This is a genomic window from Brevundimonas vesicularis, from assembly GCF_014204545.1.
Lineage (GTDB): Bacteria > Pseudomonadota > Alphaproteobacteria > Caulobacterales > Caulobacteraceae > Brevundimonas > Brevundimonas vesicularis_B.
Genome location: NZ_JACHLJ010000001.1, coordinates 1,058,172 through 1,082,133 on the forward strand (window position 1 = coordinate 1,058,172; position 23,962 = coordinate 1,082,133).

The 23,962-nt window shown below is 65.9% G+C and carries 26 protein-coding genes; 16 read left to right on the forward strand and 10 right to left on the reverse strand.

Going from position 1 to position 23,962, the window contains the following annotated elements:
• The first annotated feature begins 10 nt into the window (after positions 1-10).
• Positions 11-595 (forward strand): DUF922 domain-containing protein, encoded by a 585-nt coding sequence (locus HNP47_RS05365; protein WP_184278632.1) that lies wholly within the window; start codon positions 11-13, stop codon positions 593-595.
• Between the two features lie 12 nt (positions 596-607).
• On the opposite strand, the gene queF is transcribed toward HNP47_RS05365, so the two are convergent.
• A complete protein-coding gene (queF, locus tag HNP47_RS05370) occupies positions 608-1,069 on the reverse strand; it encodes a preQ(1) synthase (protein WP_055805377.1) in 462 nt (153 codons plus the stop codon).
• 330 nt (positions 1,070-1,399) lie between these two features.
• Here queF and HNP47_RS05375 point away from each other — a divergent pair, with 330 nt between their 5' ends.
• From HNP47_RS05375 to HNP47_RS05395, 5 genes are all read left to right on the forward strand, one after another.
• Positions 1,400-2,332 (forward strand): nitronate monooxygenase family protein, encoded by a 933-nt coding sequence (locus tag HNP47_RS05375; RefSeq protein ID WP_184278633.1) that lies wholly within the window; start codon positions 1,400-1,402, stop codon positions 2,330-2,332.
• A gap of 38 nt (positions 2,333-2,370) precedes the next feature.
• On the forward strand, positions 2,371-3,072 hold the full coding sequence (locus tag HNP47_RS05380; RefSeq protein ID WP_184278634.1) for a TorF family putative porin: 702 nt from the start codon (positions 2,371-2,373) through the stop codon (positions 3,070-3,072).
• 176 nt (positions 3,073-3,248) lie between these two features.
• Positions 3,249-3,461 (forward strand): cold-shock protein, encoded by a 213-nt coding sequence (locus HNP47_RS05385; RefSeq protein WP_008260450.1) that lies wholly within the window; start codon positions 3,249-3,251, stop codon positions 3,459-3,461.
• A 51-nt stretch (positions 3,462-3,512) separates the two neighbouring features.
• Positions 3,513-3,707, forward strand: coding sequence for a hypothetical protein (locus tag HNP47_RS05390; RefSeq protein WP_055754798.1), 195 nt, complete (start codon positions 3,513-3,515; stop codon positions 3,705-3,707).
• A 23-nt stretch (positions 3,708-3,730) separates the two neighbouring features.
• On the forward strand, positions 3,731-3,988 hold the full coding sequence (locus HNP47_RS05395; protein ID WP_184278635.1) for a hypothetical protein: 258 nt from the start codon (positions 3,731-3,733) through the stop codon (positions 3,986-3,988).
• Positions 3,989-3,990: 2 nt separating this feature from the next.
• On the opposite strand, the gene HNP47_RS05400 is transcribed toward HNP47_RS05395, so the two are convergent.
• Both HNP47_RS05400 and HNP47_RS05405 read right to left on the reverse strand, forming a co-directional pair.
• Positions 3,991-5,154 carry a cystathionine gamma-synthase gene (locus HNP47_RS05400; RefSeq protein ID WP_184278636.1) on the reverse strand — a complete coding sequence of 388 codons (1,164 nt, stop codon included), beginning with the start codon at positions 5,152-5,154 and terminating at the stop codon, positions 3,991-3,993.
• Positions 5,155-5,159: 5 nt separating this feature from the next.
• Entirely contained in the window at positions 5,160-6,560 is a 1,401-nt protein-coding gene (locus tag HNP47_RS05405) for a cystathionine beta-synthase (protein ID WP_221414915.1), read from the reverse strand.
• Between the two features lie 118 nt (positions 6,561-6,678).
• On the opposite strand from HNP47_RS05405, the gene rnr reads away from it, so the two are divergent.
• The 3 genes from rnr (at position 6,679) to HNP47_RS05420 (ending at position 10,100) form a co-directional block, all read left to right on the forward strand.
• Complete coding sequence (rnr, locus tag HNP47_RS05410) at positions 6,679-8,988, forward strand: ribonuclease R (RefSeq protein ID WP_184278638.1); 2,310 nt, start codon at positions 6,679-6,681, stop codon at positions 8,986-8,988.
• On the forward strand, positions 8,985-9,686 hold the full coding sequence (locus tag HNP47_RS05415; RefSeq protein ID WP_184278639.1) for an NUDIX domain-containing protein: 702 nt from the start codon (positions 8,985-8,987) through the stop codon (positions 9,684-9,686). The genes rnr and HNP47_RS05415 overlap by 4 nt, the downstream gene beginning before the upstream one ends.
• A gap of 84 nt (positions 9,687-9,770) precedes the next feature.
• Complete coding sequence (locus HNP47_RS05420; RefSeq protein ID WP_260394607.1) at positions 9,771-10,100, forward strand: DUF5990 family protein; 330 nt, start codon at positions 9,771-9,773, stop codon at positions 10,098-10,100.
• Between the two features lies 1 nt (position 10,101).
• On the opposite strand, the gene HNP47_RS05425 is transcribed toward HNP47_RS05420, so the two are convergent.
• Entirely contained in the window at positions 10,102-10,668 is a 567-nt protein-coding gene (locus HNP47_RS05425; protein ID WP_184278640.1) for a hypothetical protein, read from the reverse strand.
• Between the two features lie 126 nt (positions 10,669-10,794).
• Here HNP47_RS05425 and rpmG point away from each other — a divergent pair, with 126 nt between their 5' ends.
• A complete protein-coding gene (rpmG, locus tag HNP47_RS05430) occupies positions 10,795-10,962 on the forward strand; it encodes a 50S ribosomal protein L33 (protein WP_003164451.1) in 168 nt (55 codons plus the stop codon).
• 73 nt (positions 10,963-11,035) lie between these two features.
• Here the strand turns inward: rpmG and HNP47_RS05435 are convergent, their stop codons facing one another.
• On the reverse strand, positions 11,036-12,397 hold the full coding sequence (locus tag HNP47_RS05435) for a PleD family two-component system response regulator (RefSeq protein WP_184278641.1): 1,362 nt from the start codon (positions 12,395-12,397) through the stop codon (positions 11,036-11,038).
• A complete protein-coding gene (locus HNP47_RS05440) occupies positions 12,394-12,759 on the reverse strand; it encodes a response regulator (RefSeq protein WP_164952723.1) in 366 nt (121 codons plus the stop codon). The genes HNP47_RS05435 and HNP47_RS05440 overlap by 4 nt, the downstream gene beginning before the upstream one ends.
• A gap of 106 nt (positions 12,760-12,865) precedes the next feature.
• Here HNP47_RS05440 and HNP47_RS05445 point away from each other — a divergent pair, with 106 nt between their 5' ends.
• The 3 genes from HNP47_RS05445 to HNP47_RS05455 are packed head-to-tail and all read left to right on the forward strand — an operon-like array spanning position 12,866 to position 16,215.
• The gene (locus tag HNP47_RS05445) at positions 12,866-14,134 is read left to right on the forward strand and encodes a DNA polymerase IV (protein ID WP_184278642.1); all 1,269 of its coding nucleotides are present in this window, start codon (positions 12,866-12,868) and stop codon (positions 14,132-14,134) included.
• 8 nt (positions 14,135-14,142) lie between these two features.
• Complete coding sequence (gene pncB / locus HNP47_RS05450; RefSeq protein ID WP_184278643.1) at positions 14,143-15,438, forward strand: nicotinate phosphoribosyltransferase; 1,296 nt, start codon at positions 14,143-14,145, stop codon at positions 15,436-15,438.
• 36 nt (positions 15,439-15,474) lie between these two features.
• Complete coding sequence (locus tag HNP47_RS05455) at positions 15,475-16,215, forward strand: polysaccharide deacetylase family protein (protein ID WP_184278644.1); 741 nt, start codon at positions 15,475-15,477, stop codon at positions 16,213-16,215.
• A 4-nt stretch (positions 16,216-16,219) separates the two neighbouring features.
• Here the strand turns inward: HNP47_RS05455 and HNP47_RS05460 are convergent, their stop codons facing one another.
• Positions 16,220-17,116: a hypothetical protein gene (locus tag HNP47_RS05460; RefSeq protein WP_184278645.1), complete on the reverse strand. Its 897-nt coding sequence runs from the start codon at positions 17,114-17,116 to the stop codon at positions 16,220-16,222.
• A 105-nt stretch (positions 17,117-17,221) separates the two neighbouring features.
• On the opposite strand from HNP47_RS05460, the gene HNP47_RS05465 reads away from it, so the two are divergent.
• A complete protein-coding gene (locus HNP47_RS05465; RefSeq protein WP_184278646.1) occupies positions 17,222-17,680 on the forward strand; it encodes a RidA family protein in 459 nt (152 codons plus the stop codon).
• On the forward strand, positions 17,677-18,822 hold the full coding sequence (locus HNP47_RS05470; protein ID WP_184279112.1) for a GNAT family N-acetyltransferase: 1,146 nt from the start codon (positions 17,677-17,679) through the stop codon (positions 18,820-18,822). The genes HNP47_RS05465 and HNP47_RS05470 overlap by 4 nt, the downstream gene beginning before the upstream one ends.
• Before the next feature lie 52 nt (positions 18,823-18,874).
• Here the strand turns inward: HNP47_RS05470 and clpA are convergent, their stop codons facing one another.
• From clpA to HNP47_RS05485, 3 genes are all read right to left on the reverse strand, one after another.
• Entirely contained in the window at positions 18,875-21,175 is a 2,301-nt protein-coding gene (gene clpA / locus HNP47_RS05475) for an ATP-dependent Clp protease ATP-binding subunit ClpA (protein ID WP_184278647.1), read from the reverse strand.
• A 13-nt stretch (positions 21,176-21,188) separates the two neighbouring features.
• Complete coding sequence (clpS, locus tag HNP47_RS05480; protein WP_017504641.1) at positions 21,189-21,518, reverse strand: ATP-dependent Clp protease adapter ClpS; 330 nt, start codon at positions 21,516-21,518, stop codon at positions 21,189-21,191.
• A 170-nt stretch (positions 21,519-21,688) separates the two neighbouring features.
• On the reverse strand, positions 21,689-22,180 hold the full coding sequence (locus tag HNP47_RS05485; protein ID WP_184278648.1) for a phasin family protein: 492 nt from the start codon (positions 22,178-22,180) through the stop codon (positions 21,689-21,691).
• A gap of 275 nt (positions 22,181-22,455) precedes the next feature.
• On the opposite strand from HNP47_RS05485, the gene HNP47_RS05490 reads away from it, so the two are divergent.
• Entirely contained in the window at positions 22,456-23,946 is a 1,491-nt protein-coding gene (locus tag HNP47_RS05490; RefSeq protein ID WP_184278649.1) for a D-alanyl-D-alanine carboxypeptidase family protein, read from the forward strand.
• The last annotated feature ends 16 nt before the right edge of the window (positions 23,947-23,962 follow it).

The window sequence follows — 23,962 nt, forward strand, 5'->3', positions numbered from 1 at the left end:
GGGACAACGAATGATTTTGAGCATGCTGGCGGCGTTAGCGATTCAGGCCGCAGAATCGACGACACCGGCGCCTGAGGCCTCCGAACGTTTACGGCTTGCTGCACCTGACGCAGCCGCGTTTCCCAACACGACCTTGCGCGGTTATGTGCTGCAGGCCACGTCCCCTCGTGCAATCAGAGCGGAGATGAACCAACTCCGCCCTGGCGTAAATGGACGTCGGCACGATGCGACGACGAACTGGCGCTATTCATTCCGCCTCGCGTCTTCAGGCGGCAGATGCGATCCTACGACAGCCGTGGTTGACCACGATATCTCCATCGTCATGCCGGATTTGCAGAATCGCGAAGGCCTTCGCCGCCAGGACAAGCAGGCGTGGGATCGCTATTTTTCAGCGCTGCAAATGCATGAGGTCAATCACGCCCGGATCGCACAGCTCGGAGCCCAACAGTATCAGGCCGCCATGCGCTCGGCGCCGACCTGCGAAGCCGGAAGGGCTGCAGCGGCTCAGGTAGCCGCAGACGTGTCCGCAGCCAGTGCTGAGTATGACAGGAGAACCGAGCATGGGAGACACGAAGGCGCTTCTTACCCGAACTAGGTCAAACGCCTGTCACCCCCGCCCGCGATAGGTCGGCACGCCCTGGTCCGGCAGCCACAGCCCCTCGGGCGGCGCGCCGGTCTGCCAGAAAACGTCGATTGGGATGCCGCCGCGCGGATACCAGTACCCGCCGATCCTCAGCCATTTGGGCTCAAGCAGGTCGGCCAGCTTGCGGCCGATGGCGACGGTGCAGTCCTCGTGGAAGGCGCCGTGATTGCGGAAACTGGTCAGATACAGCTTCAGGCTCTTGGACTCGACCAGCCAGTCGCCCGGCGCATAGTCGATGACGATGTGGGCGAAGTCCGGCTGGCCCGTCACCGGGCACAGGCTGGTGAATTCCGGCGCCGTGAACCGGGCCAGATACAGCGTATCCGCATGCGGGTTCGGCACCCGCTCCAGCACCGCCGTCTCGGGACTGGTCGGTGCGGCGGTCTGGGCGCCGAGCTGGCTGAGGTTGTCGGTATAGTGGGTCATGCCGCGCATTTAGGCGCTTGCGACACGTATGAAAATCCTCCCCCGCCGGGGCCGCATTGGAATCCCCCAGCCATCCCAGTCCCGGACGGCTTCCTCCACGCTTTCAACGCCTTCGCGCCGAGCAGCGTCAATCGACCGATCCTCTGTCCAAACTGTCGTATGATGGCCGGTTTTCACCCGCCATCGCCGCCTGCCCGCTTTCACCCCGCCCCCGGCCCGAGATTAGACGAATTAGACTCATTTTTTCGCGCCACCGTCTGAAATCCCCGCGATTGCCTTCCCCGGCGACAGCCCGCTAAGCGTGGCGAAAGAAAACCAAAGGAGACGTCCGTGGCCATTCCCGCTTCGCTGCAAAAAGGTCTGATCCTGCCGATCATTTCGGCGCCGATGTTCCTGGTGTCCGGACCGGATCTGGTGGTCGAGGCCTGCAATGCGGGCGTGATCGGCACCTTCCCGTCGCTGAACCAGCGCACGACCGAGGGCTATCGCGACTGGATTCATGAAATCAAAGGCCGGCTGAAGCCCGAGGCCGCGGCTTTCGGTGTCAACCACATCGTCCACCTGACCAACCCCCGGCTGATGGCCGACATGATGGTGTCGGTCGAGGAGAAGGTGCCGCTGATCATCACCTCCTTGGGCGCCGTGCGCGACGTGGTCGACGCGGTCCATGGCTACGGCGGTCAGGTCTTCCATGACATCGCCAACATTCGCCATGCGCGAAAGGCGGCCGAGGCGGGCGTCGATGGTCTGATCCTGGTCGCCAACGGCGCGGGCGGCCATGCGGGCATCATCAACCCGTTCGCCCTGGTCAATGAGGTCCGCAGCTTCTTCAAGGGGACCATCATCCTGTCGGGCGCGCTCTCGACGGGTCAGGATGTGGCGGCCGCCCTGATGCTGGGCGCCGACTTCGCCTATATGGGCACGCGCTTCATCAACACGACCGAGGCGATGGCGGCGCCGGCCTACAAGCAGATGGTCATCGACAGCGGCGCGACCGACATCGTCCATACGCCCGCCGTATCCGGCATCCCCGCCAACTTCATGAGCAAGTCGCTGATCGAGAACGGCATCGATCCGAAGACCCTGCCAGAGCACAAGCTGGACATGGGCGACGAGGCCAAGGCCTGGAAGACCGTCTGGTCCGCCGGCCAGGGTGCGGGCGCGATCCACGACGTGCTGCCGACCGCCGAACTGGTCGCGCGCCTGCGACAAGAGTTCGCTCAGGCCACGGATGAATTCGCCATCAAGGCCGGAGCGCGCTAAAGGCGGCGCCAATCCGCATCTCGCGCGTTGGAGCCGCCATGATCCGCACGACCGTCCTCGCCGCCCTTTCCGCCGCCGCGCTCGCCGTCGCCTTGCCGGCCTCCGCCCAGTCGGCGCCTGCCGCGCGCGACGCCTGGTCCTTCGAACTGGGCGCGGGCACGGACAACCGCTCCAAGGATGCGTCCAAGTCCGGCAACGACGGCTACGCCTTCGGCTCGGCGACCTGGGAAAGCGCGGACGGCCTGTTCTACGTCGGCCCCGGCTTCCAGACGATCCAGGCCGGCGGCTCCAACGTCGAGGCCGAGTTCGTGGTCGGCTATCAGCCTGAAGCCTTCGGCTATCGGTTCGATTTCAACGTCGCCTACAAGAACCGCCTCGACGCCGAAGCCGGCTATGATCAGGACGCCTGGGAGATCACCGGCAACGCCAGCCGCTCGATCGGCCCGGCCAGGGCGCGACTGCAGGTCCAGTATTCGCCCGACGCCGCCGGCTCGACCGACAGCTTCACCTGGGTCGAGGGCCGCTTGGGCTGGGACTTCACGCCCCAGCTGAACGGCATGGTCGCCATCGGTCGTCGCGAACAGAACGGCGCCCCCGATTACACCGGCTGGAACGCCGGCGTGACCTACGCCCTGACCGACGCCCTTGAGCTCGACCTGCGCTACTACGACACCGACGCCCACACCTTCGGCGAACAATATGAGGACGCCCTGGTCGCCAAGGTCGCCTACGCCTTCTGATCGCCAGCCCCTTGCGTAACGGTTGTCGGGCGCCCATCTAGGTCTGGTCGATCTCTCTGCGTAACGCCGCTGCTCCCTTTGCATCACGCACCGAGGTCCAAAAGCCGATCCCATTCAGACCCGACAGGCCGACCAGGGATCCCTCCCTGCGGTCAACGCCAGACGGAGGTCTCCAAATGGCTACCGGCACTGTAAAATGGTACAACCCCACCAAAGGCTATGGCTTCATCGCGCCCGATGACGGCGGCAAGGACGTCTTCGTCCACGCCTCGGCCGTCGAAACTTCGAGCGTCGGCTCGCTGAACGAAGGCCAGAAGATTTCCTACGAAATCGAGCGCGATTCGCGCTCCGGCAAAGAGTCCGCCGGTCGCCTTACGGCGGCGGAGTAGGACACGCTCCAAGCGTCCAACACGAACGAGCCGGCCCCGACCAGGGCCGGCGTGATCGCCTTCGACGGCGAGGTCATCAAACTGATGCCGCTCGGCGGCCGTCGTGTTCGCCTGGACAACGGCCACCTGATCACGGTCCTGCCCTCGCTGGGCGCCCAGACGGGCGTCTCGCTGCTGGGCGACCGCGTGACGGTGGAAATCGCCTTCAATCAGCTGAAGGGCTGGCGCCTGTCGCGCCAGCCCTGAGGCTTCTGCACACGGATGCCGACATGACCCCGCTCGCCGACATGATCCCCGCGATGACCGACGCCGACCTGACGACGCTGCGCGCCAACGCCGCCCGCCTGGTCGAACACGGCGCCTCGACCCAGGTCATGGCCGCCAGCGACATCATCCCGGTCATCGACACCGAAATGGCCCGCCGCGCGGCCCTGCCCAAGCCCGCAAAGGCCCCGATCAAGCGCGCCGCCCCCAAGAAGAAGCTGCCGCCGGTCACCGGCCACCAGACAGCCCTTCCTTCCAGCTGAGATCAGCCCAGGGCCTGATCCAGATCTGCGATCAGGTCCTCGACATTCTCGACCCCGACCGACAGACGGATCAGGTTGTCGGTCACGCCGCCCGCCTCGCGCACCTCCTTGGGCACGCTGGCGTGGGTCATGATGGCCGGGTGGTTCACCAGGCTTTCAACCCCGCCTAGCGATTCCGCCAGGGTGAAGACCTGAACCCGCTCCAGCACGCGCTTGGTGCGCTCCAGATCGCCCTCCAGGATCACCGTCACCATCCCCCCAAAGCCGCCGTGCATCTGGCGCGCGGCCAACTCATGCTGCGGGTGGGCGATCAGGCCGGGATAGATCACCTTTGCGATCCCCGCGCGCGTCTCGAGCCAGCGCGCAATGGTCAGCGCGTTCTCGCAGTGCGCCTTCATCCTCAGCGCCAGAGTCTTCAGCCCCCGGTTGGCCAGGAAGGCGTCGAACGGCCCCATGATCCCGCCGACCGAGTTCTGCAGGAACTTGATCCGCGTCGCCAGGTCGGCGTCGGCCGTCACCAGCACCCCGCCGATGATGTCCGAATGGCCGTTCAGGTATTTGGTCGCCGAGTGCATCACCACATCCGCCCCCAGGCTCAGCGGTTGCTGGCAGAATGGGGTGGCGAAGGTGTTGTCCACGACCAGCAGCAGACCATGCGCCTTGGCCACCTTCGACAGGGCCGCGATGTCAGCCAGCTTCATCAGCGGATTGGTGGGCGTCTCGACCCACAGCATCTTGGTCTTGGGCGTGATCGCCGCTTCGACCGCCGCAATGTCACTCAGGTCCACATAGGCGAAGTCCAGCCCCATGGTCCGCCTGCGCACCCGCTCGAACAGCCGCCACGAGCCGCCGTACAGGTCATCGCCCGTGACCACATGATCGCCGGCGTCCAGCAGTTCCAGCGCCGTGGATGTCGCCGCCATGCCCGAGCCGAAACCGAACCCGTGCGTGCCGCCCTCCAAGTCCGCGATACAGGCCTCGAACGCCTCGCGCGTCGGGTTCTTGCCCCGCGCATACTCGTATCCTTTGTTCACGCCCGGACTTTCCTGGGCATAGGTCGAGGTGGCGTAGATCGGCGTCATCACCGCACCCGTCGTCGGGTCGGGATGTTGACCGGCATGGATGGCGCGGGTGGAAAACCCTTGGCTGTTCTTCTTGTCGGCCATGGTTCTTACCGGTTCAGGCTGAGGTGGTTGATCAGGTCGGTGCGGGTGATCAGGCCGACGAACTTCTCGCCGTCCAACACGATGGCCACGCGGTCGCGGTCGAAGACGGGGATCAGGGCGTCCAGAGGCTCATTGACCTGAAGCGTGTCCAGATCGCGGGTCATGGCCGAGGCCACCGGCTTGGCGAACCGCTCCTTCCGCGTGATTTCGTCGGTGTTCATGATGCGGATCAGGTCGCTTTCGTCCAGGATCCCGACCAGCCGGCCGTCTTCGATGATCGGCAGCTGCGATACGTCGGCGCCCTTCATCCGCTTGAAGGCGGTGTCCAGCGTATCGCCCGGCCCGGCGACGACGACGTCGCCCTTCTCGTATTTGCGGTTGATCAGGTCCGACAGGTCGCCGTGCAGCTCGCGCTCGCCCAGACCCTGATCCGCCAGCCAGGCGTCGTTGTAGACCTTGGACAGGTACTTGGCCCCGGTGTCGCAGACGAAGGTGACGCAGGTCTTGGCTTCCGTCTGCTCGCGGCACCAGCGCAGCGCCGAGGCGATCAGGGTGCCGGACGACGAACCGGCCAGGATGCCTTCCTTCAGCAGCAGTTCGCGCGCCGTGGCGATCGCCTCGGCGTCGGGGATCGAATAGGCCTTGTCGATCAGGCTCATGTCCGCTGTGTCGGGCACGAAGTTCTGGCCGATTCCCTCGACGGTGTAGCTGCCTTCCGGCCCCGGCACTCCGTCGTTGACGATGCCGGCCAGGGTCGAGCCGACCGGATCGGCCAGGATGATCTGGGCCTTCGAGCCCACGCTCTTCAGAAACTGCGCCGTGCCGGTGATGGTGCCGCCCGAGCCGATGCCGGCGACGAAGGCGTCGATATCGCCACCCGTCTGCTCCCAGATTTCCGGACCCGTCGTCTTCACATGGGCCTCGGCGTTGGCGGCATTGGCGAACTGGTTGACGTAGAAGCCGCCGGGAATGCCCTGGGCCAGACGCTCGGCCATGTCGGTGTAATATTCCGGATGGCCGTGCGGCACGTCCGAACGCGTCAAACGAACATCGGCGCCCATCGCCCTGAGATGCTGGATCTTTTCCTTGGACATCTTGTCCGGGATAACCAGAAGCACCTTATATCCCCGGGCCCGACCGACCAGCGTCAGCGCCAGGCCGGTGTTGCCCGCCGTCGCCTCCACGATGGTGCCGCCTTTCTTCAAGAAGCCTTCGCGCTCGGCGGCGTCCAGCATTGAGATGGCGATCCGGTCCTTGATCGAACCGCCGGGGTTCTGGGACTCCAGCTTCAGCAGCAGGCGGCACGGGCCGGTGTCGATCTTCGTCACCTCCACCATCGGCGTCTTGCCGATCAGATCCAGCGGCGACGAGACGGTCGCGCTCAGGGCGGGGGCGGTCAGGGACATCGAAAACTCCATTCGGGGCGGGCGGAAGCTGAAGCCCCGCCTTCACCTGGTCAACTCACGCAAGATTTGACCCCTCAAGATTTACTCAAGGGCGCGGTTCCGCGCTACGAAAGACATAATGACCAAATCATCCAATAGGCCGCCCGCCGGTCTCCCCGACAAAGACACCCTCGTCGCCTTCCTGCGCGAGGCCGGATCGGCCGAGAAGACCGACATCGCGCGCCATTTCGGGCTCAAAGGCGGCGACCGCCGGGCCCTGCGCGAAATGATCCGCGAGCTGGAAGCCGAAGGGCGACTGGGCAAACGCGGTCGCAAGGGCTTTTCCGAAGCCGGCGCCCTGCCCCCCGTCGGCGTCGCCGATGTGATCGAACGCGACGGCGACGGCGAACTGTATGTGCGCCTGGTCGAGGCCAGTCCCGACGCCCCGCGCGCCATTCTGATGCCCGACAAGTCAAAGGCCGCCCCTGGCCTGGGCGACCGCGTGCTGGTGAAGTTCCAGCGCGGCGCCGAGGGTTGGGAAGCCCGGCTGATCAAGAAGCTGGATGTCGGCTCCAACCGGGTTCTGGGCGTGATCCGCAAGTCGGCCCGCGAAACCCGCGTCGAGCCGGTCGATCGCCGCTCCAAGGACGTGCTGCTGGTGCCCCAGGCCCAATCCGGCGATCTGCGCGACGGCGACCTTGTTCTGGCCGCCGTTGAAAAGGGCGACCAGCGCTATGGCCCCAAGCGCGGCAAGATCCTGGAGCATATCGGCAAGGAGGATGATCCCCGCGCCGCCTCCCTGATCGCCATCCATGCCCACGGCGTCCCGACCGGCTTCTCCGAAGCGGTCGAACGCGAGGCCGAGGATCAGGCCCTGCCGACCCTGAAGGGCCGCGAGGACCTGCGCGAGGTCCCCTTCATCACCATCGACCCCGCCGATGCGCGCGACCACGACGACGCCGTCTATGCGGCGCGCGACGAGGATCCGAAGAATGAGGGCGGCTGGATCGTCTGGGTCGCCATCGCCGATGTCGCCGCCTACGTCCGCCCCGGCAGCCAGTTGGACCGAGGGGCGCGCGACAAGGGCAACTCGACCTATTTCCCCGATCGCGTCGAGCCGATGCTGCCTGAGGTGCTGTCGAACGGTCTGTGCAGCCTGAAGGAGGGTGAGAACCGCGCCTGTCTCGCCGTGCGGATGGTCTTCGACAAGGAAGGCCGAAAGACCGGGCACAGGTTCGTGCGCGGTTTGATGCGGTCGCACGCCAAGCTCAGCTATGAACAGGCGCAGGCCGCCATCGATGGGCAAGCTGACGACACGACCGGCCCGATCATGGAGGCGATCCTCTATCCGCTGTGGAACGCCTATCACGCCATGCTGAAGGGCCGGCTGAAGCGCAGTCCGCTGCAGATCGAATCGGCCGAACGCCGCATCCGCATGGCGCCAGATGGCGGCATCGCGTCTATCGAGAAACGTGCGTCGCTAGAGGCGCACCGGCTGATCGAAGAGATGATGATCCAGGCCAACGTCTGCGCCGCTGAAACGCTGGAGCAGAAGAAGACACCGCTGATCTACCGCGTCCACGACACGCCCAGCCAGGAGAAGATCTTCAACCTGGCCGACTTCCTGTCGACCATCGGCAAGCCCTGGAACAAGGGCGAGCCCGGCACGACCAAGCGGTTCAACAAGCTGCTGGACGAGACGCGCGACACCGAACACGCCGATGTGGTCAACGAGGTGGTCCTGCGCAGCCAGATGCAGGCGATCTACAGCCCTGAGAATATCGGCCACTTCGGCCTGAACCTGGATCGCTATGCCCACTTCACCTCGCCGATCCGGCGCTATTCCGACCTGATCGTCCACCGCGGACTGATCCGGGCGCTAGGCCTAGGCAAGGACGGCCTGACGGATCGCGAGATCGCCGAACTGCCCGCCATCGCAGAGGGCGTGACCATGACCGAGCGCCGGTCGATGGCCGCCGAGCGCGACGCCATGGATCGCTACATCGCCGCCTATCTGGAGGAGCACGTCGGTGCGACCTTCGCCGGGCGGATCACCGGGGTGACGCGGTTCGGCCTGTTCATTCGTCTGGAGGACACGGGCGCGGACGGCCTGGTGCCCGTCTCCACGCTCGGCAGCGAATATTTCACCCATGACGATCGCGCCCACGCCCTGGTCGGCGAACGCACCGGCAAACGCTTCACCCTGGGCCGCATGGTCGAGGTCAAGCTGCGCGAGGCGACCCCCGTCACCGGGGGCCTGGTGTTCGAAATGCTCAGCGAGCCCGAACCTCGCGATCCCAACGCCCCCGCGCCCCGCTATGGCATTCGCGGACGCGGCGGCGACGGCCCGCCGATGCGCGGCAAGAACCGGCCCGGCGGCCCCAAGCCCCGCAACGGCTCCAAACCCTCCGGCGGCCTGAAGGGCGTGAGGAAGGGCAAGCGCAAGTGACCCCTTTCGACGCCGCTCAGGATCTGGCCGACGCCCCGCGTGTCGGCGAGGCTCAGCGGCCGAAGGATGCGGCGACGCTGATCCTGACGCGCGGCGGCGATCAGCCCAAGGTGCTGATGGGCCGTCGCGCGCCGGGGCATGTGTTCATGGCGTCGAAATGGGTGTTTCCGGGCGGGCGGATTGATCGCAGCGACTTCACCGCCGCCGCGACAGGCGAGTTGTCGGGCGAGGTTGCGCGGCGATTGGAAGCCGAACTGCCCGCTCGGCGTGCGCGGGCCCTGGCGCTGACGGCTGTGCGCGAGACGTTCGAGGAGACCGGGCTGATCCTGGGGCGGCCGGCTCCCCACGCCTCCGTCGCCGGCCCGTGGCGTGAGTATCGGAAAGCGGGCGCCCTGCCCGATCTGTCGGTCCTGTCCTACATCGCCCGCGCCATCACGCCGCCGGGTCGCACGCGAAGGTTCGACGCCCGGTTCTTCATGGCCCCGGCCGAGGCCCTGCTGAGCCCGGAGCCGACCGCTGGCTCTGGCGAACTGGACGAGATCGCCTGGCTGCCGCTGGACGAGGCGCGCAGCCTGGACCTGCCGGCCATCACACGTTTCGTGCTGGGGGAGTTGGCCGAGAGGTTGGAACACCCGAACCGCCCCCTGCCCTTCGTGCGGATGGTGCGGGGTCGGCACATGGTCGAACACAGGGACTGACATGGCCGGAATGACGATCACCCTGCGCCTGACGATCGCCGATCCGGTCGCGGGCGTCGCCTACAGCCTGCAGGCAAGGCGAACATGCCGGTCGAGCCGCGCATCGCCGCCGAAGGCCTGATCAGCTTCGACGCGCCCGTCACCCTGTCCGAGGATGGCCGCCTGACCGGCCCCTTCGTGCGGCGCGAGGGCGCAACGCGGCGGTTCGTCTATATCGCGATCGGCACGTCAGCAGGCCAGCACGCCAGCGAATGGAGCCGACGCGCCAAGATCGACGTCCACGACATTCCCGCCGATCTGCTGGCCCAGGCGCGCCAGGGCGAGGTGCTGGAAGTCGTTTTGCCCGGCCGCGCCAAGGACGGCAGCCCCGCCTGCGCCACCGTGCGGCCGATCCGGGCCTGGCGCGCCATCTAACCTAGTCGGCGATCGGCTTGGTCAGGTCGAACTCCACGCGGAAATGCCGGTTGGGACGACGCAGCTCGTAGGCGAACATCCGGTCGGGATGGACCTCTATCGCCCAGACATTGGTGGTCGAGACCGCTGCGTCATTGGCGTTGAACAGGGCGATCGATTCGGCGTCGACCGGGAACGCCTGCCGCTCGGCCGTGCCCGCGCCGGCCGTGTCGCCGCCGTACCAGTGCAGGACGTCGGTCGTGCCGTCCTCGTGCCGGTGATCGTGCTTCAGCCGCAGGCCGGCCTCGGTCTTGGTCACGACCCAGGTGCGCGAGCGGTCCTCGCCCACAGCGAAGGGAATGCGCACCTCGTCCGCCGAACAGTCGCGGACCTGCATGACCAGCCGCTCGCTGGCGAACCTGACGTCAGCGGCGTCGGTGGTGACGACCCGGCCTTCGAATCGTTGCCCGCACAGGGCGTTCAACCGCGCCAGGAAATCGCCCTGGGACTGAGCCGGATCGGCCGTTACGACGCCGACGCACGACAAGGACATCAGGGCCGCGGCGGCAAGCAGGGATGCGATTTTCATGCGGTCACACTATATGTGCGTTTCGCCTCATCAACGTGGCATCGCGCCCGTTGACTTTGGGGCGATCCTGAGTATGTTCCGCGCCTCTTATTTTAAGCGGCTTTCGCCGTCGCAGAGGTAATTCCGATGGCCAAACCGGCTTCCATCAAGATCCGCCTGAACTCCACGGCCGACACAGGCTTCTTCTATGTCACCAAGAAGAACGCCCGCACCATGACCGAGAAAATGGTCGTCAAGAAGTACGACCCCGTCGTGCGCAAGCACGTCGAGTTCAAGGAAGGCAAGATCAAGTAAGTCCTTGATCGGCTAAGAATTAAAAACGCCCGGCTGGTCTCCAGCCGGGCGTTTTTCGTTGTGTCTAAGGGGTTCACGCCGCCTTGGCGATGACCCGGTTGCGGCCGGCGGCCTTGGCCTCATAGACCCCCTCGTCGGCGCGCTTCAGCAGGCCTTCGGGCGTATCGCCGTCGCCGGTCGTGGCGGCCACGCCGATCGAAATGGTGATGGTGATCTGCTCCTTGCCGCCCATGACGCGGAACGGCGCGGAGGCGACGTCGCGGCGAATCCGTTCGGCGACGCGGCCGGCGTCTTCCAGACTGGCGCCCGGCATGACCACCACGAACTCCTCCCCGCCCATGCGGCACGGCAGGTCAACGGCCCGGACATTGGTGGCCAGGCGCACGGCGAACTCCACCAGCACCTCGTCGCCGGCATCGTGGCCGAAGCTGTCGTTGACCGACTTGAAGTGGTCGATGTCCAGAACCAGCACGGCCACCTGGGCCCCGCCCTGGGCCGCGCGACCCACGAGCGCCTGTAGCTGGCCGGTCATGTAGCGCCGATTGTGCAGACCGGTCAGGGCGTCGGTGACGGCCATTTCCATGCTGCTGTCCAACTTTTGGCGGAGGAAGTCGGTGTAGCGTTTGCGCCGGATTTGGGTGCGAACCCGCGCCGAGAGTTCTTCGGTATCGACAGGGCGCGGCAGGATGTCGGCAGCGCCCAGTTCCAGCGCCTTGATCATGCGCGGCCGTTCGGTCGGCTCCACGATCGCCAGGATCGGCGCGCGGCGGGCATCGCCCGACTTGGCCTGGGCGACGATCCGAAGCCCGTCGAAGCTGGCGGCGGCGACGTTGACGATGATCAGGTCCAGCGCGCCCTTGGCGGAGACCAGCGCCGCCTCGGGATCGGTTTCGATGGTGACGCGATGTTCGCCGCCCAGTTCCTGGGCGATCTTCTCGGCCTGACGCTGGTCGTCATCGACGATCAGGACCCGCCCGCCCTCGCTGCGCAGCCGCGCGGCATTGTCCGAATCGACGCCCAGGCGACGGCCGCTTTCTTCGCGCTCGCGCAGCTCGTCCATGACGTGCTTCAGCCGCGTCAGCGACTTGACCCGCGCAAACAGGATGACGTCGTCGATCGGCTTGGTCAGGAAGTCGTCGGCGCCGGCCTCAAGCCCCTTGATCCGATCCTCGCGCCCATCCAGCGCCGTGACCAGCACGATAGGGATATGGCGCGTCTCGGCCTGGGCCTTCAGCCGTCGGCAGGTCTCGAACCCGTCCATGCCGGGCATCATGACATCGAGCAGGATCAAATCCGGCTGATGTTCGGCGGCGATGGCCAGGGCCGACAGGCCGTCGTTGCAGCTCAGCACATCGTAGTATTCGATGGTCAGCTTCGCTTCGAGCAGGCGGACGTTCACGTCCACATCGTCGACGACGAGGATACGGGCGCTCATCCGAGGTGCTGCCGGATGGTTTCGAGGAAATGCATCACAGAGATCGGCTTGGAGATATAGGCCTCGCAGCCGCCCTGTCGAATCCGCTCCTCATCGCCCTTCATGGCGAAGGCGGTGACGGCGATGACGGGGATGTGGTTCAGCTCCTCGTCGTCCTTCAGCCATTTGGTGACTTCCAGGCCCGAGATTTCAGGCAACTGGATATCCATCAGGATCAGGTCGGGATGATGGGCGCGCGCCAGGGCGAGCGCCTGCAAACCCTCGCGGGTCTGCAGGGTCTCATAGCCCTGGGAATCGAGCAGATCATGAAAAAGCTTCATGTTCAGCTCGTTATCCTCGACGATGAGGACTTTCTTGGACATCATCACCTGACCTGCGCGCCCCTCGAACGCGGGACGCCTCGTTGGTCGCATTCGTAGGCGCCCAGTCTTAAGTTGGGGTGAAGCCAACCTTACGGAGACCTTAAGCGTGGCCATCAAGGCCATCTGTCGCGACTGCCTGTGGACCGGCGATGATCCCGCCGGGCCGCGCGAGAACCGCTGTCCGGCGTGCGGATCGCGGCGCGTGGTCGCAGACGCCGAACTGGACCAGTTGTCGATCGCCCACATGGACTGCGACGCCTTCTACGCCTCAGTGGAGAAGCGCGACCGGCCAGAGTTGCGCGACAAGCCGGTGATCGTCGGGGGTGGAAAGCGCGGCGTGGTCTCCACCGCCTGCTATGTCGCGCGTCAGTACGGCGTCGGCTCGGCCATGCCGATGTTCAAGGCGCTGAAGGCCTGTCCCGAGGCCGTGGTGATCCGGCCGGACTTCACCAAATACGTCTTCGAATCGCAGCGCATTCTGGGGGCGTTGGGGCAGCTGACGCCGTTGATCCAGCCGTTGTCGCTGGATGAGGCCTGGGTCGATCTGTCGGGCACAGAGCGGCTGAACGGCGGCCCGCCGGCGTTGCAGCTGATCCGCTTCCAGAAACAGATCGAGGAGGAGACCGGCCTGACCGTCTCCATCGGCCTGGCGCCCAACCGCTTCCTGGCCAAGATGGCGTCGGAGATGGACAAGCCGCGCGGCTTCTCCGTCGTCGGCGCCGCCAACGCCCAGGCCCTGCTGGCGCCGCGCCCCGTCACCGCCCTGCCCGGCGTCGGGCCGGTGTTCGGCAAGGCGTTGCGCAGCGACGGCTATTCGACCATCGGGGATCTGGCGCGGGCGGACGTGCGCAACCTGGTCAAACGCTACGGCGAATCCGGTCTGCGCCTGCACGATCTGGCCCATGCCCGCGACGCCCGCGCCGTGAACCCCGAGCGAGATCGCAAGGGGATGAGCGCCGAAACCACCTTCAACGAAGACCTGAGTTCGGCCGAGGCGCTGGAGGCCGAGCTGTGGCCTCTGTGCGAGAAGCTGGCGTCCAAGGCTCGCCGCGACGGCGTCGCCAGCCGGGTGCTGGTGCTGAAGCTGCGGCGCACCGATTTCAAGATCGTGACCCGACGCGTCACCCTGCCCGATCCGGTGCAGACCGCCCGCGCCTTGTTCGCCGCGGGGCGCGATCTGCTGAAACCCGAGCTGGGCCGCCCCTATCGTCTGATCGGCATCGGCATGGCGGACGTGCAGGACGCCGAGGACGCGCCCGCCGGCCTGTTCCAGACCCCCGAGACCCGGGCCTTGAAGACCGAACGCGCCATCGACGTGCTGCGCGAGAAGTTCGGCAAGGACGCAGTGGTGGCGGGCCGGGCGTTGAAGCCGTAGGACAGGGCATGGATCTCGCAAAACGCGCCTATGACCATGGCTTTCGCCTGGACCCGATCGTCCGCAGCCTGCTGGACACGGACTTCTACAAGCTGTTGATGCTGCAAATGATCTGGCGCGAGCATCGCGACGTGCCGGTCGTCTTCCAGGTCATCAACCGCACCAAGACCGTGCGTCTGGCCGATGAGATCGATATCGACGCCTTGCGCGAACAGCTGGATCACGCCCGCACCCTGCGCTTCACCAACAAGGAGCTGGTCTGGCTGGCGGGCAACAGCTTCTATGGGGTGAAGCAGATCTTCTCGCCCGACTTCATCGCCTGGCTGACCGACTACCGCCTGCCGGACTACGACCTGTCGGTTCAGGACGGGCAGTATGTGCTGACCTTCTCGGGCCCCTGGGCCGAGGTGACGCTGTGGGAAATCCCGGCGCTGGCGATCCTGAACGAGTTGCGCTGCCGGGTCGGGATGCGGCGGCTGGGCCGGTTCGAGCTGGACATCCTGTATTCGCGCGCCAAGACGCGGCTGTGGTCCAAGGTCGAGCGGCTACGCGCCTTGCCCGACCTGGCCCTGTCCGACTTCGGCACGCGGCGGCGGCACGGCTTCCTATGGCAACGCTGGTGCATTCAGGCGCTGAAGGAGGGGCTGGGCAAATCCTTCATCGGCACGTCCAACGTCCTGCACGCCATGGAGAACGATCTGGAAGCCATCGGCACCAATGGCCACGAACTGCCGATGGTCATGGCGGCGCTGGCGCCCGACGACGCAGCGCTGGCCCAGGTGCCGTATGCGGTGCTGGACGAATGGCGCAGGCACTATGCGGGCAATCTGCTGATCGTCCTGCCCGACGCCTTCGGCACGGAGGCGTTTCTGGAGCAGGCGCCCGATTGGGTGGCGGACTGGACCGGTTTCCGTCCCGACTCGGCCCCGCCCATCCCGGCCGGCGACCGCCTGATTGACTGGTGGCGCGCGCATGGGCGCGACCCTAAAGAGAAGCTGCTGATCTTCTCGGACGGGATGAACATCGACGGGATCGAGGCGACCCACGCCCATTTCCACGACCGCGCGCGTCTCAGCTTCGGCTGGGGCACCAATCTGACCAATGATTTCCGCGACTGCTCGCCCGCTTTTGCGCCGGAACTGGAGCCCATCTCCCTGGTCTGCAAGGTGGTCGAGGCCGGAGGGCGGCCCGCCATCAAACTGTCGGACAACCCGGAAAAGGCGGTCGGGGACCCGGCCGAGATCGAACGCTATCGCCGGGTCTTCGGCGTGCGCGGCCTGACCGCCCAGCCCGTCACGGTGTGAAACCCGGCCTTAAGCCCGTTGTGCGACAAGGCGGGCATGAGCGCCTTTCTCGACAAGATGCGCCGCCGCGCCGGCCGCTATCTCGATGTCCGTCCTGCCGACGTGCGACCCGCGCGCGGCGTCCTCAGCCTGTCGTTCGACGACATCCCGGCATCGGCCTGGACCGAGGCCGGGCCGATCCTGGCCCAGCATGGGGTCAAGGCGACCTACTATGTCTGCGGAGGCCTGTCGGGCGGCCGCAATCTGGACCTGCCCCAGTTTGAGGTGGAGCACCTGCAGGCCCTCCATGAGGCCGGGCACGAAGTCGGATGCCACACCTACGAGCATGTCTCGACCCTGACCCTGTCGCCGGCCCAGCTAGACGCCAGCCTGGCCCGCAACGCCGCCTGGGTGGCCGAGCGGCTGGACGGACACGAAATGCAGACCTTCGCCTATCCCTTCGGCGATTGCGCCTTGGGATCGAAAGCCGTGATCGACAAACGCTTCCTGTGCGGGCGCGGCGTCCGCGACGGGATCAACGCCGGACGTTCGGATCGCAATCTGCTACAAGCCATCGGCCTGGAGAGCCGTCGCCTGCCCGGCTACGATATGGAGGCGCTGGTGGCGGAGACGAGGGCCTCGAACGGCTGGCTGATCGCCTACGGCCACGACGTCAGCGACACGCCGACGCCATATGGTTGTTGTCCAGAGGATATCGATCGATTGATCCGACTGGCCAAGGCGGCCGATCTGGACATCCAGCCGGTCGCGGCGGCGTGGCGGATGGCGACAGCCTGAGAGATCAGGCGCCCGTACGCCGATCCGCCCAGGCGATCAGCTCCTTGCGGGGCCAGATCATCAGCCATGACCGCGCGGTGTATTCCCCGCAGTCGATCAGCGCCTTCCTCGACGCTGAGGCCGTGCCGGCTCGCTCGGTATGGATCTCGCCCGGTCCTTGGTGGACCATGAAGGCCCCGCCCTTCAGCGGGTTCAGGCGCAGGTGCGCCAGGCGGGGGCTGATCTCGGTCAGGGGCGGGTCGTAGAACCAGCTGGAGCCGATCATGCCGGCCAGTTCGGACCGCGCGCGGCACAGTTCGGCCGCTGTCGCCCAGGCCTCGTTCCAGCCGTCCTCGTTGAAGCCGCGCAACCAGCGGCTCTCGGTGTGAACCTCCAGCCAGGGCTCCCGCTTGGCGCCCGCCGCCAGATAGCGGAACAGCGGTTTGACGCCCCAGCCCTCGCGGACGTGTTTGACGATCTGGCCCGGCCCGACCGGCGACGACAGGTCTATGACCTGGCTCTTGGCGCCCGGCACGCTGAGCGCCAGGGTGAAGCGCACGTCCTTGGACCAGTGGTCGAAAACGTAGTCGCCCTCGGCCTTGTCCAGAAACCCCGCCAACTGTTCGATCCAGTAGGGATAGAGGGCCATGACCTCGGCCGGCAGGCTCATCGCCGCCGCCCGGTCGGGCAGTTGCAGCGCCCAGGCGGCGACCAGGCCGCGACGCACATCGTCGGATGCATCAGCGCCCAACAGCGCATCCACCGCCTTGGCCGGCATTTCGAAGTCCCAATGCGGCGCGGCCTCGGCGGCCTTCTGCGCGGCCGGGAGCACGGCGGCGTCCACGCGCGCGCGGTCGTCAGGGGACAACCGCGCCAGCACGGCATGGAAGGCGGCGACGTCGGGGGTCAGATGCATATCCATGATCGCATCATGACACGGCGCGGTTGGCGAACCTTTAAAGCGCGCCGAACGGGTGACGCCGCCCTTGCCCCGCGCTAAACCGCGCCCAGATAAACAGGAGCCCCCATGAGCATCGAAGCCCGCATCGCCGAACTCGGCCTCACCCTACCGGAACCCGCCAAGCCGGTGGCTAGCTATGTCTCCTATGTCCGCTCGGGCAATCAGGTCACCATCTCGGGCCAGTTGTCGAATGACGCGAACGGCGGGATCAAGGGCACGGTTGGCGTGGACGTGACGCCGGAGCAGGCGCTGGAAGCCGCGCGTCTGTGCGGTCTGAACCTGATCGCCCAGATCAAGGCCGCCTGCGATGGCGATCTGGACCGGGTGGTCCGCATCGTGAAGCTGGGCGGCTTCGTCCAGGCCGGTCCCGACTTCATCGCCATTCCCGCCGTGATCAACGGCTGCTCGGACCTGATGGTCGAAGTCTTCGGCGATGCGGGCAAGCACGCCCGCTCGGCCGTCGGCGTCTACAAGCTGCCGCTCGGCTTCGCCGTCGAGATCGATGCGATCGTGGAGATCCGCTGATCTTTCAAATCTCGGTTCACGAAGGGATCGCCGAAATCGGCCGCGAGGCCTGGGACGCGTGCGCGCATCCCACCGGCGATCCCTTCGTCTCCTATGATTTTCTGCACGCCTGCGAGGCCTCAGGCAGCGCCGCGCCGCGCCAGGGATGGGCCCCGCGTCATCTGGCCCTGAGGGATGAAGACAACGCCGTGCTCGGCGTCATGCCCCTCTATCTGAAGGGCAACAGCCAAGGCGAATACGTCTTCGACCACAGCTGGGCCGACGCCTATGAGCGGGCCGGCGGGCGTTATTATCCCAAGCTGCTGGGCGCCGTGCCGTTCACCCCGGCGACCGGCCCGCGCTTCCTGAACCATCCCGACACCGACGCCGCCACGGTGCGTCAGGCGCTGATCCAGGGCGCGGTGACGCTGGTCGAGCGACTGGGCGTCTCGTCCCTGCACGTCAACTTCCCCACAGAACCGGAATGGTCGGCCATGGCCGAGGCGGGCCTGCTGCCGCGCCAGGACATCCAGTTCATCTGGCGCAACAACGGCTATCAGACCTTCGACGACTTCCTCGCGGCCCTGTCGGCCAACCGCCGCAAGACCATCAAGCGCGAGCGCCGCGACGCCCAGGCCGACCTCGACATCCGCGTCCTGACCGGCGCCGACATCACCGAGGCGCACTGGGACGCCTTCTTCGCCTTCTACATGGACACCGGCTCGCGCAAATGGGGCCAGCCCTATCTGACGCGCGACTTCTTCAGCCGCGTCGGCGCAACCATGGCCGACCGGATCGCCCTGGTCATGGCGTTTAGGGACCAGACGCCCATTGCCGGCGCCCTGAACTTCATCGGCCGTGACGCACTGTATGGCCGCCAGTGGGGCACGCTGGAAGACGTGCCCTTCCTGCATTTTGAGCTTTGCTATTATCAGGCTATCAAATTCGCCATTTCGCGTGGTCTGTCCCGCGTCGAGGCCGGGGCCCAAGGCGACCACAAGATCGCGCGCGGCTATCTGCCCTCCCCCGTCTATTCTGCCCACTTCATCGCCGACCCCGCCCTGCGCGATCCCGTCGCCCGCTATCTTGACGGCGAACGCCCGGCCGTCGATGCAGAGATGCGGGCGATGACCGAGGAACTATCGCCCTACAAGCAGGCATAGAAAAAGGCCCGGCTGCTGCCAGCCGGGCCTTTCGCCATCACCATTTTAAGGATCAGGCCGTCTCTTCTTCCTCGGCCTTCGCGGGCGCGCTGGCGCTCGTGATGTCGAAGTCGATCTTGCCGTCCTTCAGCTGGACCCTGACGTGTCCGCCGCGCGTCAGGCGGCCGAATAGGATGTCGTCGGCCAGCGGCTTCTTGATCGAGTCCTGGATGACCCGCGCCAGCGGACGCGCGCCATACAGTTCGTCGAAGCCGTTCTTGGCCAGCCAGTCGGCGGCTTCGTCGGTCAGTTCGATGGTGATGTTGCGGTCCGCCAGCTGGGCTTCCAGCTGAAGGACGAACTTGGTCACCACCGAGCGGATCGTGTCGGCCTGCAACGGCTTGAAGGCCACGATGGCGTCCAGGCGATTACGGAACTCCGGCGCGAACAGGCGCTGGATGGCCTTGTCGTCCTCACCCTCGACCTTGCCCCGGCCGAAGCCGATGGAGGCGCGCGCGTTGTCGGCGGCCCCGGCATTGGTGGTCATGATCAGGATGACGTTCCTGAAATCGACCTTCTTGCCGACCGCATCGGTCAGCATGCCGTTGTCCATCACCTGCAGCAGGATGTTGTAGACATCCGGGTGGGCCTTCTCGATCTCATCCAACAGCACGACGGCATGCGGATGCTGATCGACCGCGTCGGTCAGAAGCCCGCCCTGGTCATGGCCGACGTAGCCGGGAGGCGCGCCGATCAGACGGCTGACCGTGTGGCGCTCCATATATTCCGACATGTCGAAGCGCTGCATCTCGATGCCCAGAGTGGCGGCAAGCTGCTTGGCGACCTCGGTCTTGCCGACGCCGGTGGGGCCGCTGAACAGGAAGCTGCCGATCGGCTTGTTCGGATCGCGCAGACCCGCCCGCGCCAGCTTCATGGCCGCCGACACCTGTTCGATGGCCTGTTCCTGACCAAAGACCGCGCGCTTCAGATCGGTTTCCAACTCGCGCAGGCTTTCCGTGTCGGATTTGGACACCGACTTGGCGGGGATGCGGGCCATCTTGGCGATGACGGCCTCGACCTCCTTCTGGCCGATGACCTTCTTGCGCTTGGATTCGACCAGCAGCATCTGGCCGGCGCCCGCCTCGTCGATCACGTCGATCGCCTTGTCAGGCAGTTTGCGGTCGGTCATGTAGCGGGCCGACAGCTCGACCGCGGTGCGGATGGCGCTGTCGGTATAGCGGACCTTGTGGTGCTGCTCGTAGTAGGTCTTCAGACCCTTCAGGATCTTCACCGTATCCTCGACCGTCGGCTCGTTGACGTCGATCTTCTGGAAGCGACGCACCAGGGCGCGGTCCTTCTCGAAGTGCTGACGATATTCCTTGTAGGTCGTCGATCCCATGCAGCGCAGCGTGCCGGACGCCAGGGCCGGTTTCAGCAGGTTCGAAGCGTCCATCGCCCCGCCCGAGGTTGCGCCCGCGCCAATCACCGTGTGGATCTCATCGATGAAGAGCACGGCGTTGTCGTGGTTCTCCAGTTCCTTGACCACCTGTTTCAGGCGTTCCTCGAAGTCGCCGCGATAGCGGGTGCCGGCCAGCAACGCGCCCATATCGAGCGAATAGATGGTGGCGTCCTTCAGGACGTCGGGCACTTCGCCGTTGACGATCTTGCGGGCCAGACCTTCGGCGATGGCGGTCTTGCCGACGCCGGGGTCGCCCACCAGAAGCGGGTTGTTCTTGGTCCGACGGCACAGGATCTGGATCGAGCGATCCACCTCGGCCTGACGACCGATCAGCGGGTCGACCTTGCCCTGGCGCGACTTCTCGTTGAGGTCGACGCAATAGGCTTCCAGCGCCTCACCGCCCTGTTTGACGGCGGACGCATCTTCGGCCTCTTCGGGCGAAGCGCCCTTGGCCGGACGCGCCTCGTTGGCGCCCGCCTTCTTGGCGATGCCGTGGGCGATGAAGTTGACCGCGTCATAGCGCGTCATGTCCTGCTCTTGCAGGAAGTAGGCGGCATGGCTCTCGCGCTCGGAGAAGATGGCGACCAGCACATTGGCGCCGGACACTTCCTCGCGGCCGGACGACTGGACGTGGATGACCGCACGCTGGATCACGCGCTGGAAGCCGGCGGTCGGCTTGGCGTCCTCACCGTCGCTGGTCGCCAGGGCGGCCAGGTCGTTGTCGACATAGAGGGTCAGCGCCGCTTTCAACGCCGACAGATCGACGTTGCAGGCCTGCATGACGCCGGTCGCGTCGGGATCGTCGATCAGCGCGAGCAGCAGGTGCTCAAGCGTCGCATACTCGTGCCTGCGCGCATTGGCGTATCCCACCGCGCGGTGCAGGGTTTCTTCGAGAGGACGGGAAAATGAAGGCATAGGGAGGCTCCTCTCAGTCCTTTTCCATCGTGCATTGCAGAGGGTGCTGGTGGCGGCGCGCGGTCTCGATGACCTGCGCGACCTTGGTCTCGGCGACCTCGTAGGTGAAGACGCCGCAGACGCCGACGCCATGCTGATGCACATGCAGCATGATGCGGGTGGCCTCTTCCCGGCTCTTCTGGAAGAACCGCTCCAGCACATAGACGACGAATTCCATCGGCGAATAATCGTCGTTCAAAATCAGCACTCGATAGAGCGAGGGCTTTTGCAGCTTCGGCTTTGTTTCGGTGACGACGGCGGTTCCTTGACCGCCGCCGGTCTCACCGGGCCTTTGTATGGGCATTCGTGTTCCGTAATCGGGGAGTCGTCTTGGCTCTCAGATAGGGAATGATGGCTTGAATTGAAGCGGCGTCCAGTCACGGATTGCGTGAACGGCAAATCACGGACGCAGAACAGAAAAAGGCCCCGGAGCGAACTCCGGGGCCTTCTCGATCGACCAAACGGTTCGCTGGTTTAGCGAGCGGCCTGGAAGGTTTCGACCGAGGCGGTGACGCGCTCGTTGATCGGCTTGATGCTGTCCTTGACCGTGGCGGTGACGATTTCGTTCGTCTTGGTCAGCTCGGCGACATAGCGCTCCATCGACTTCTTGGCCCAGGCGGTCTGGAGCTCGAAGAACTCCTGCACCGAACGGGCGGTCGACAGTTCCTTGGAGGCGGCGACGCCGTCTTCCCAGGAGGACTTGGCGAAGCCCAGCGCCTGTTGCGACAGGGCCTCGGCGCCCTTCTGGGCGACGGTGACCGACTCGACCATGGCTTCCAGGGTCTTCTTGCTGTGCGCGTTCAGCTCAGCCATCGAGGCCGTCGACTTGTCCATGCCTTCACGGAAGGCCTGCGTGCCAGCAGCCTGCATGGTTTCGGCTTGCGCCTTGACCTTGGCGGCGGCCGAAGTCGCGGCGGCGGTGGCTTGGTCGGCGGTTTTCTTCATCGTTTCGGCGGCGTCGGCCATGATCGTCTCTCCGGTAGAAGGTCCTTGGGGACGGACCTGAGGGCGGAAATAATGACGCGAGAGGATCTCGCAGACCCGTAATATGCTGCAAGTGCGAAGGCTTTTCAAGCGTTTTGTGCAATGCACAATATGATCGACAATAACCTTGATCGGTCAGTCAAATTTGCGTTGACGCGCGGTTAACCACCACGAAACCCGCGCTTCCTATGCTAGCTGTTTGTTCGTGACGGCCGGGGGGCCTGTCGCACCCTGCTCACCGAGGGGTTGTCCCGCCCATGATCGCTTTTCTCCGCCGTGGCCTGTTCGCCGTCCTTGCGCTGTCGCTGGTTCTGGGCGCGAACGTCAGGCCGATCGAGGCCCAGACCGCCTACTCGGCGCAGGAGAACAGCCGCTACGCCGCCATCGTGATCGACGCCGCCACGGGCGAGGTCCTGTTCGCGAGAAACGCCGACAGCCGCCGCTATCCAGCGTCGCTGACCAAGATGATGACGCTGTATCTGACGTTTGAAGCGCTGTCTCAGGGCAAGGCCAACGTGAACGAAGTGCTGACGATCTCGCCGCGCGCCGCGTCTCAGCCGCCGTCGAAACTAGGCCTGGCGGCGGGCCAGACCATCACCCTGGACAACGCCATGCGGGCCACCGCCGTGCGGTCCGCCAACGACATGGCCCTGGCCATCGGCGAGCACATCGGCGGATCGGAAGCCCGCTTCACCAATATGATGACGCAGAAGGCCGCGCAGCTGGGCATGACCCAGACGCGCTACTACACCGCAAACGGCCTGCCGGATGCGCGCCAGGTGACCTCCGCGCGCGACCAGGCCATTCTGGCGCGGGCCATCATGCGCGATTTTCCGCAGTACTATAGCTACTTCGGCCTACACGACTGGGCTTACAACGGCCGGAACTATCGCAACACCAACGGCCTGCTGCCGACCGGCCGCGGCTATGACGGGATGAAGACCGGCTACACCAACGCCTCGGGCTACAACCTCGCCGCCTCGGCCGTGCGCGACGGACGACGCCTGATCACCGTGGTCCTGGGCGGCCGCTCGACCGCCAGCCGTAACGCCCACGTCGCTGAGCTTATGGACACCGGCTTCGAAGTCGAGCGCCGCCGCGCCCAGGGCGAGCGGATCCAGGTGGCCCAGACCTTCTTCGAGCAGCGTGGTTTCGGCGTCGGATCGGCGATCGCCGACGCCCCGATCGCCTATGCTTCGGTCAATGACGACGAGGACGGCGTCGGCGCGGAATCTACTGCTGTCGCCTATACGGCAGCGCCCGCGCCCGCCGCCCTGCCGACGCGTGTCGCCCCAGCCCCTTCGGAGCGCGCGGCCAGCCAGCGAGCCGCCGCGACGCTGCCGCCCATCGGTCAGGCGCCGGCCGCTTCTGCCCCTTCCCGTGCGCCCCGCAATGTCACCGCTTCGCTGAACGGCGCCCCGGCCAATGCCGCTGTCGCGCCTTCCACCACGCCCCGTCGCTCGGCGTCTTCCGCAACGCGGGAACCCGCCCGCGCCACGCCCAGAACGCCGGTGGGTCGCTGGGCGGTGCAGGTCGGCGCCTTCCGAGAAGAGAAGGTGGCGACCGACTGGCTGACCGAGGTCAACCGCCGCTTCCGCGATCAGTTCGCCACCGCCGAACGCAATGTCCAGACCGCCGGTGACTGGTATCGCTCGCGCTTCGTCGGCCTGACCGAAACCGGCGCGAAGTCCGCCTGCGAGGCGCTGGCCGCGCGTCGCGTGACCTGCATGGTCATCGGCCCCGACTGAGACCAAAGCCGCGAGA

Coding starts and splice junctions, on each gene's coding strand:
- clpS (WP_017504641.1), bottom strand. CDS start 21,518: ATGCCCATACAAAGGCCCGGTGAGACCGGCGGCGGTCAAGGAACCGCC.
- HNP47_RS05440 (WP_164952723.1), bottom strand. CDS start 12,759: ATGTCCAAGAAAGTCCTCATCGTCGAGGATAACGAGCTGAACATGAAG.
- HNP47_RS05405 (WP_221414915.1), bottom strand. CDS start 6,560: ATGTCCCTGACCGCCCCCGCCCTGAGCGCGACCGTCTCGTCGCCGCTG.
- HNP47_RS05365 (WP_184278632.1), top strand. CDS start 11: ATGATTTTGAGCATGCTGGCGGCGTTAGCGATTCAGGCCGCAGAATCG.
- HNP47_RS05455 (WP_184278644.1), top strand. CDS start 15,475: ATGAGCGCCTTTCTCGACAAGATGCGCCGCCGCGCCGGCCGCTATCTC.
- HNP47_RS05435 (WP_184278641.1), bottom strand. CDS start 12,397: ATGAGCGCCCGTATCCTCGTCGTCGACGATGTGGACGTGAACGTCCGC.
- queF (WP_055805377.1), bottom strand. CDS start 1,069: ATGACCCACTATACCGACAACCTCAGCCAGCTCGGCGCCCAGACCGCC.
- rpmG (WP_003164451.1), top strand. CDS start 10,795: ATGGCCAAACCGGCTTCCATCAAGATCCGCCTGAACTCCACGGCCGAC.
- HNP47_RS05460 (WP_184278645.1), bottom strand. CDS start 17,116: ATGGATATGCATCTGACCCCCGACGTCGCCGCCTTCCATGCCGTGCTG.
- HNP47_RS05425 (WP_184278640.1), bottom strand. CDS start 10,668: ATGAAAATCGCATCCCTGCTTGCCGCCGCGGCCCTGATGTCCTTGTCG.
- HNP47_RS05485 (WP_184278648.1), bottom strand. CDS start 22,180: ATGGCCGACGCCGCCGAAACGATGAAGAAAACCGCCGACCAAGCCACC.
- HNP47_RS05420 (WP_260394607.1), top strand. CDS start 9,771: ATGCCGGTCGAGCCGCGCATCGCCGCCGAAGGCCTGATCAGCTTCGAC.
- HNP47_RS05395 (WP_184278635.1), top strand. CDS start 3,731: ATGACCCCGCTCGCCGACATGATCCCCGCGATGACCGACGCCGACCTG.
- clpA (WP_184278647.1), bottom strand. CDS start 21,175: ATGCCTTCATTTTCCCGTCCTCTCGAAGAAACCCTGCACCGCGCGGTG.
- rnr (WP_184278638.1), top strand. CDS start 6,679: ATGACCAAATCATCCAATAGGCCGCCCGCCGGTCTCCCCGACAAAGAC.
- HNP47_RS05385 (WP_008260450.1), top strand. CDS start 3,249: ATGGCTACCGGCACTGTAAAATGGTACAACCCCACCAAAGGCTATGGC.
- pncB (WP_184278643.1), top strand. CDS start 14,143: ATGGATCTCGCAAAACGCGCCTATGACCATGGCTTTCGCCTGGACCCG.
- HNP47_RS05465 (WP_184278646.1), top strand. CDS start 17,222: ATGAGCATCGAAGCCCGCATCGCCGAACTCGGCCTCACCCTACCGGAA.
- HNP47_RS05380 (WP_184278634.1), top strand. CDS start 2,371: ATGATCCGCACGACCGTCCTCGCCGCCCTTTCCGCCGCCGCGCTCGCC.
- HNP47_RS05490 (WP_184278649.1), top strand. CDS start 22,456: ATGATCGCTTTTCTCCGCCGTGGCCTGTTCGCCGTCCTTGCGCTGTCG.
- HNP47_RS05400 (WP_184278636.1), bottom strand. CDS start 5,154: ATGGCCGACAAGAAGAACAGCCAAGGGTTTTCCACCCGCGCCATCCAT.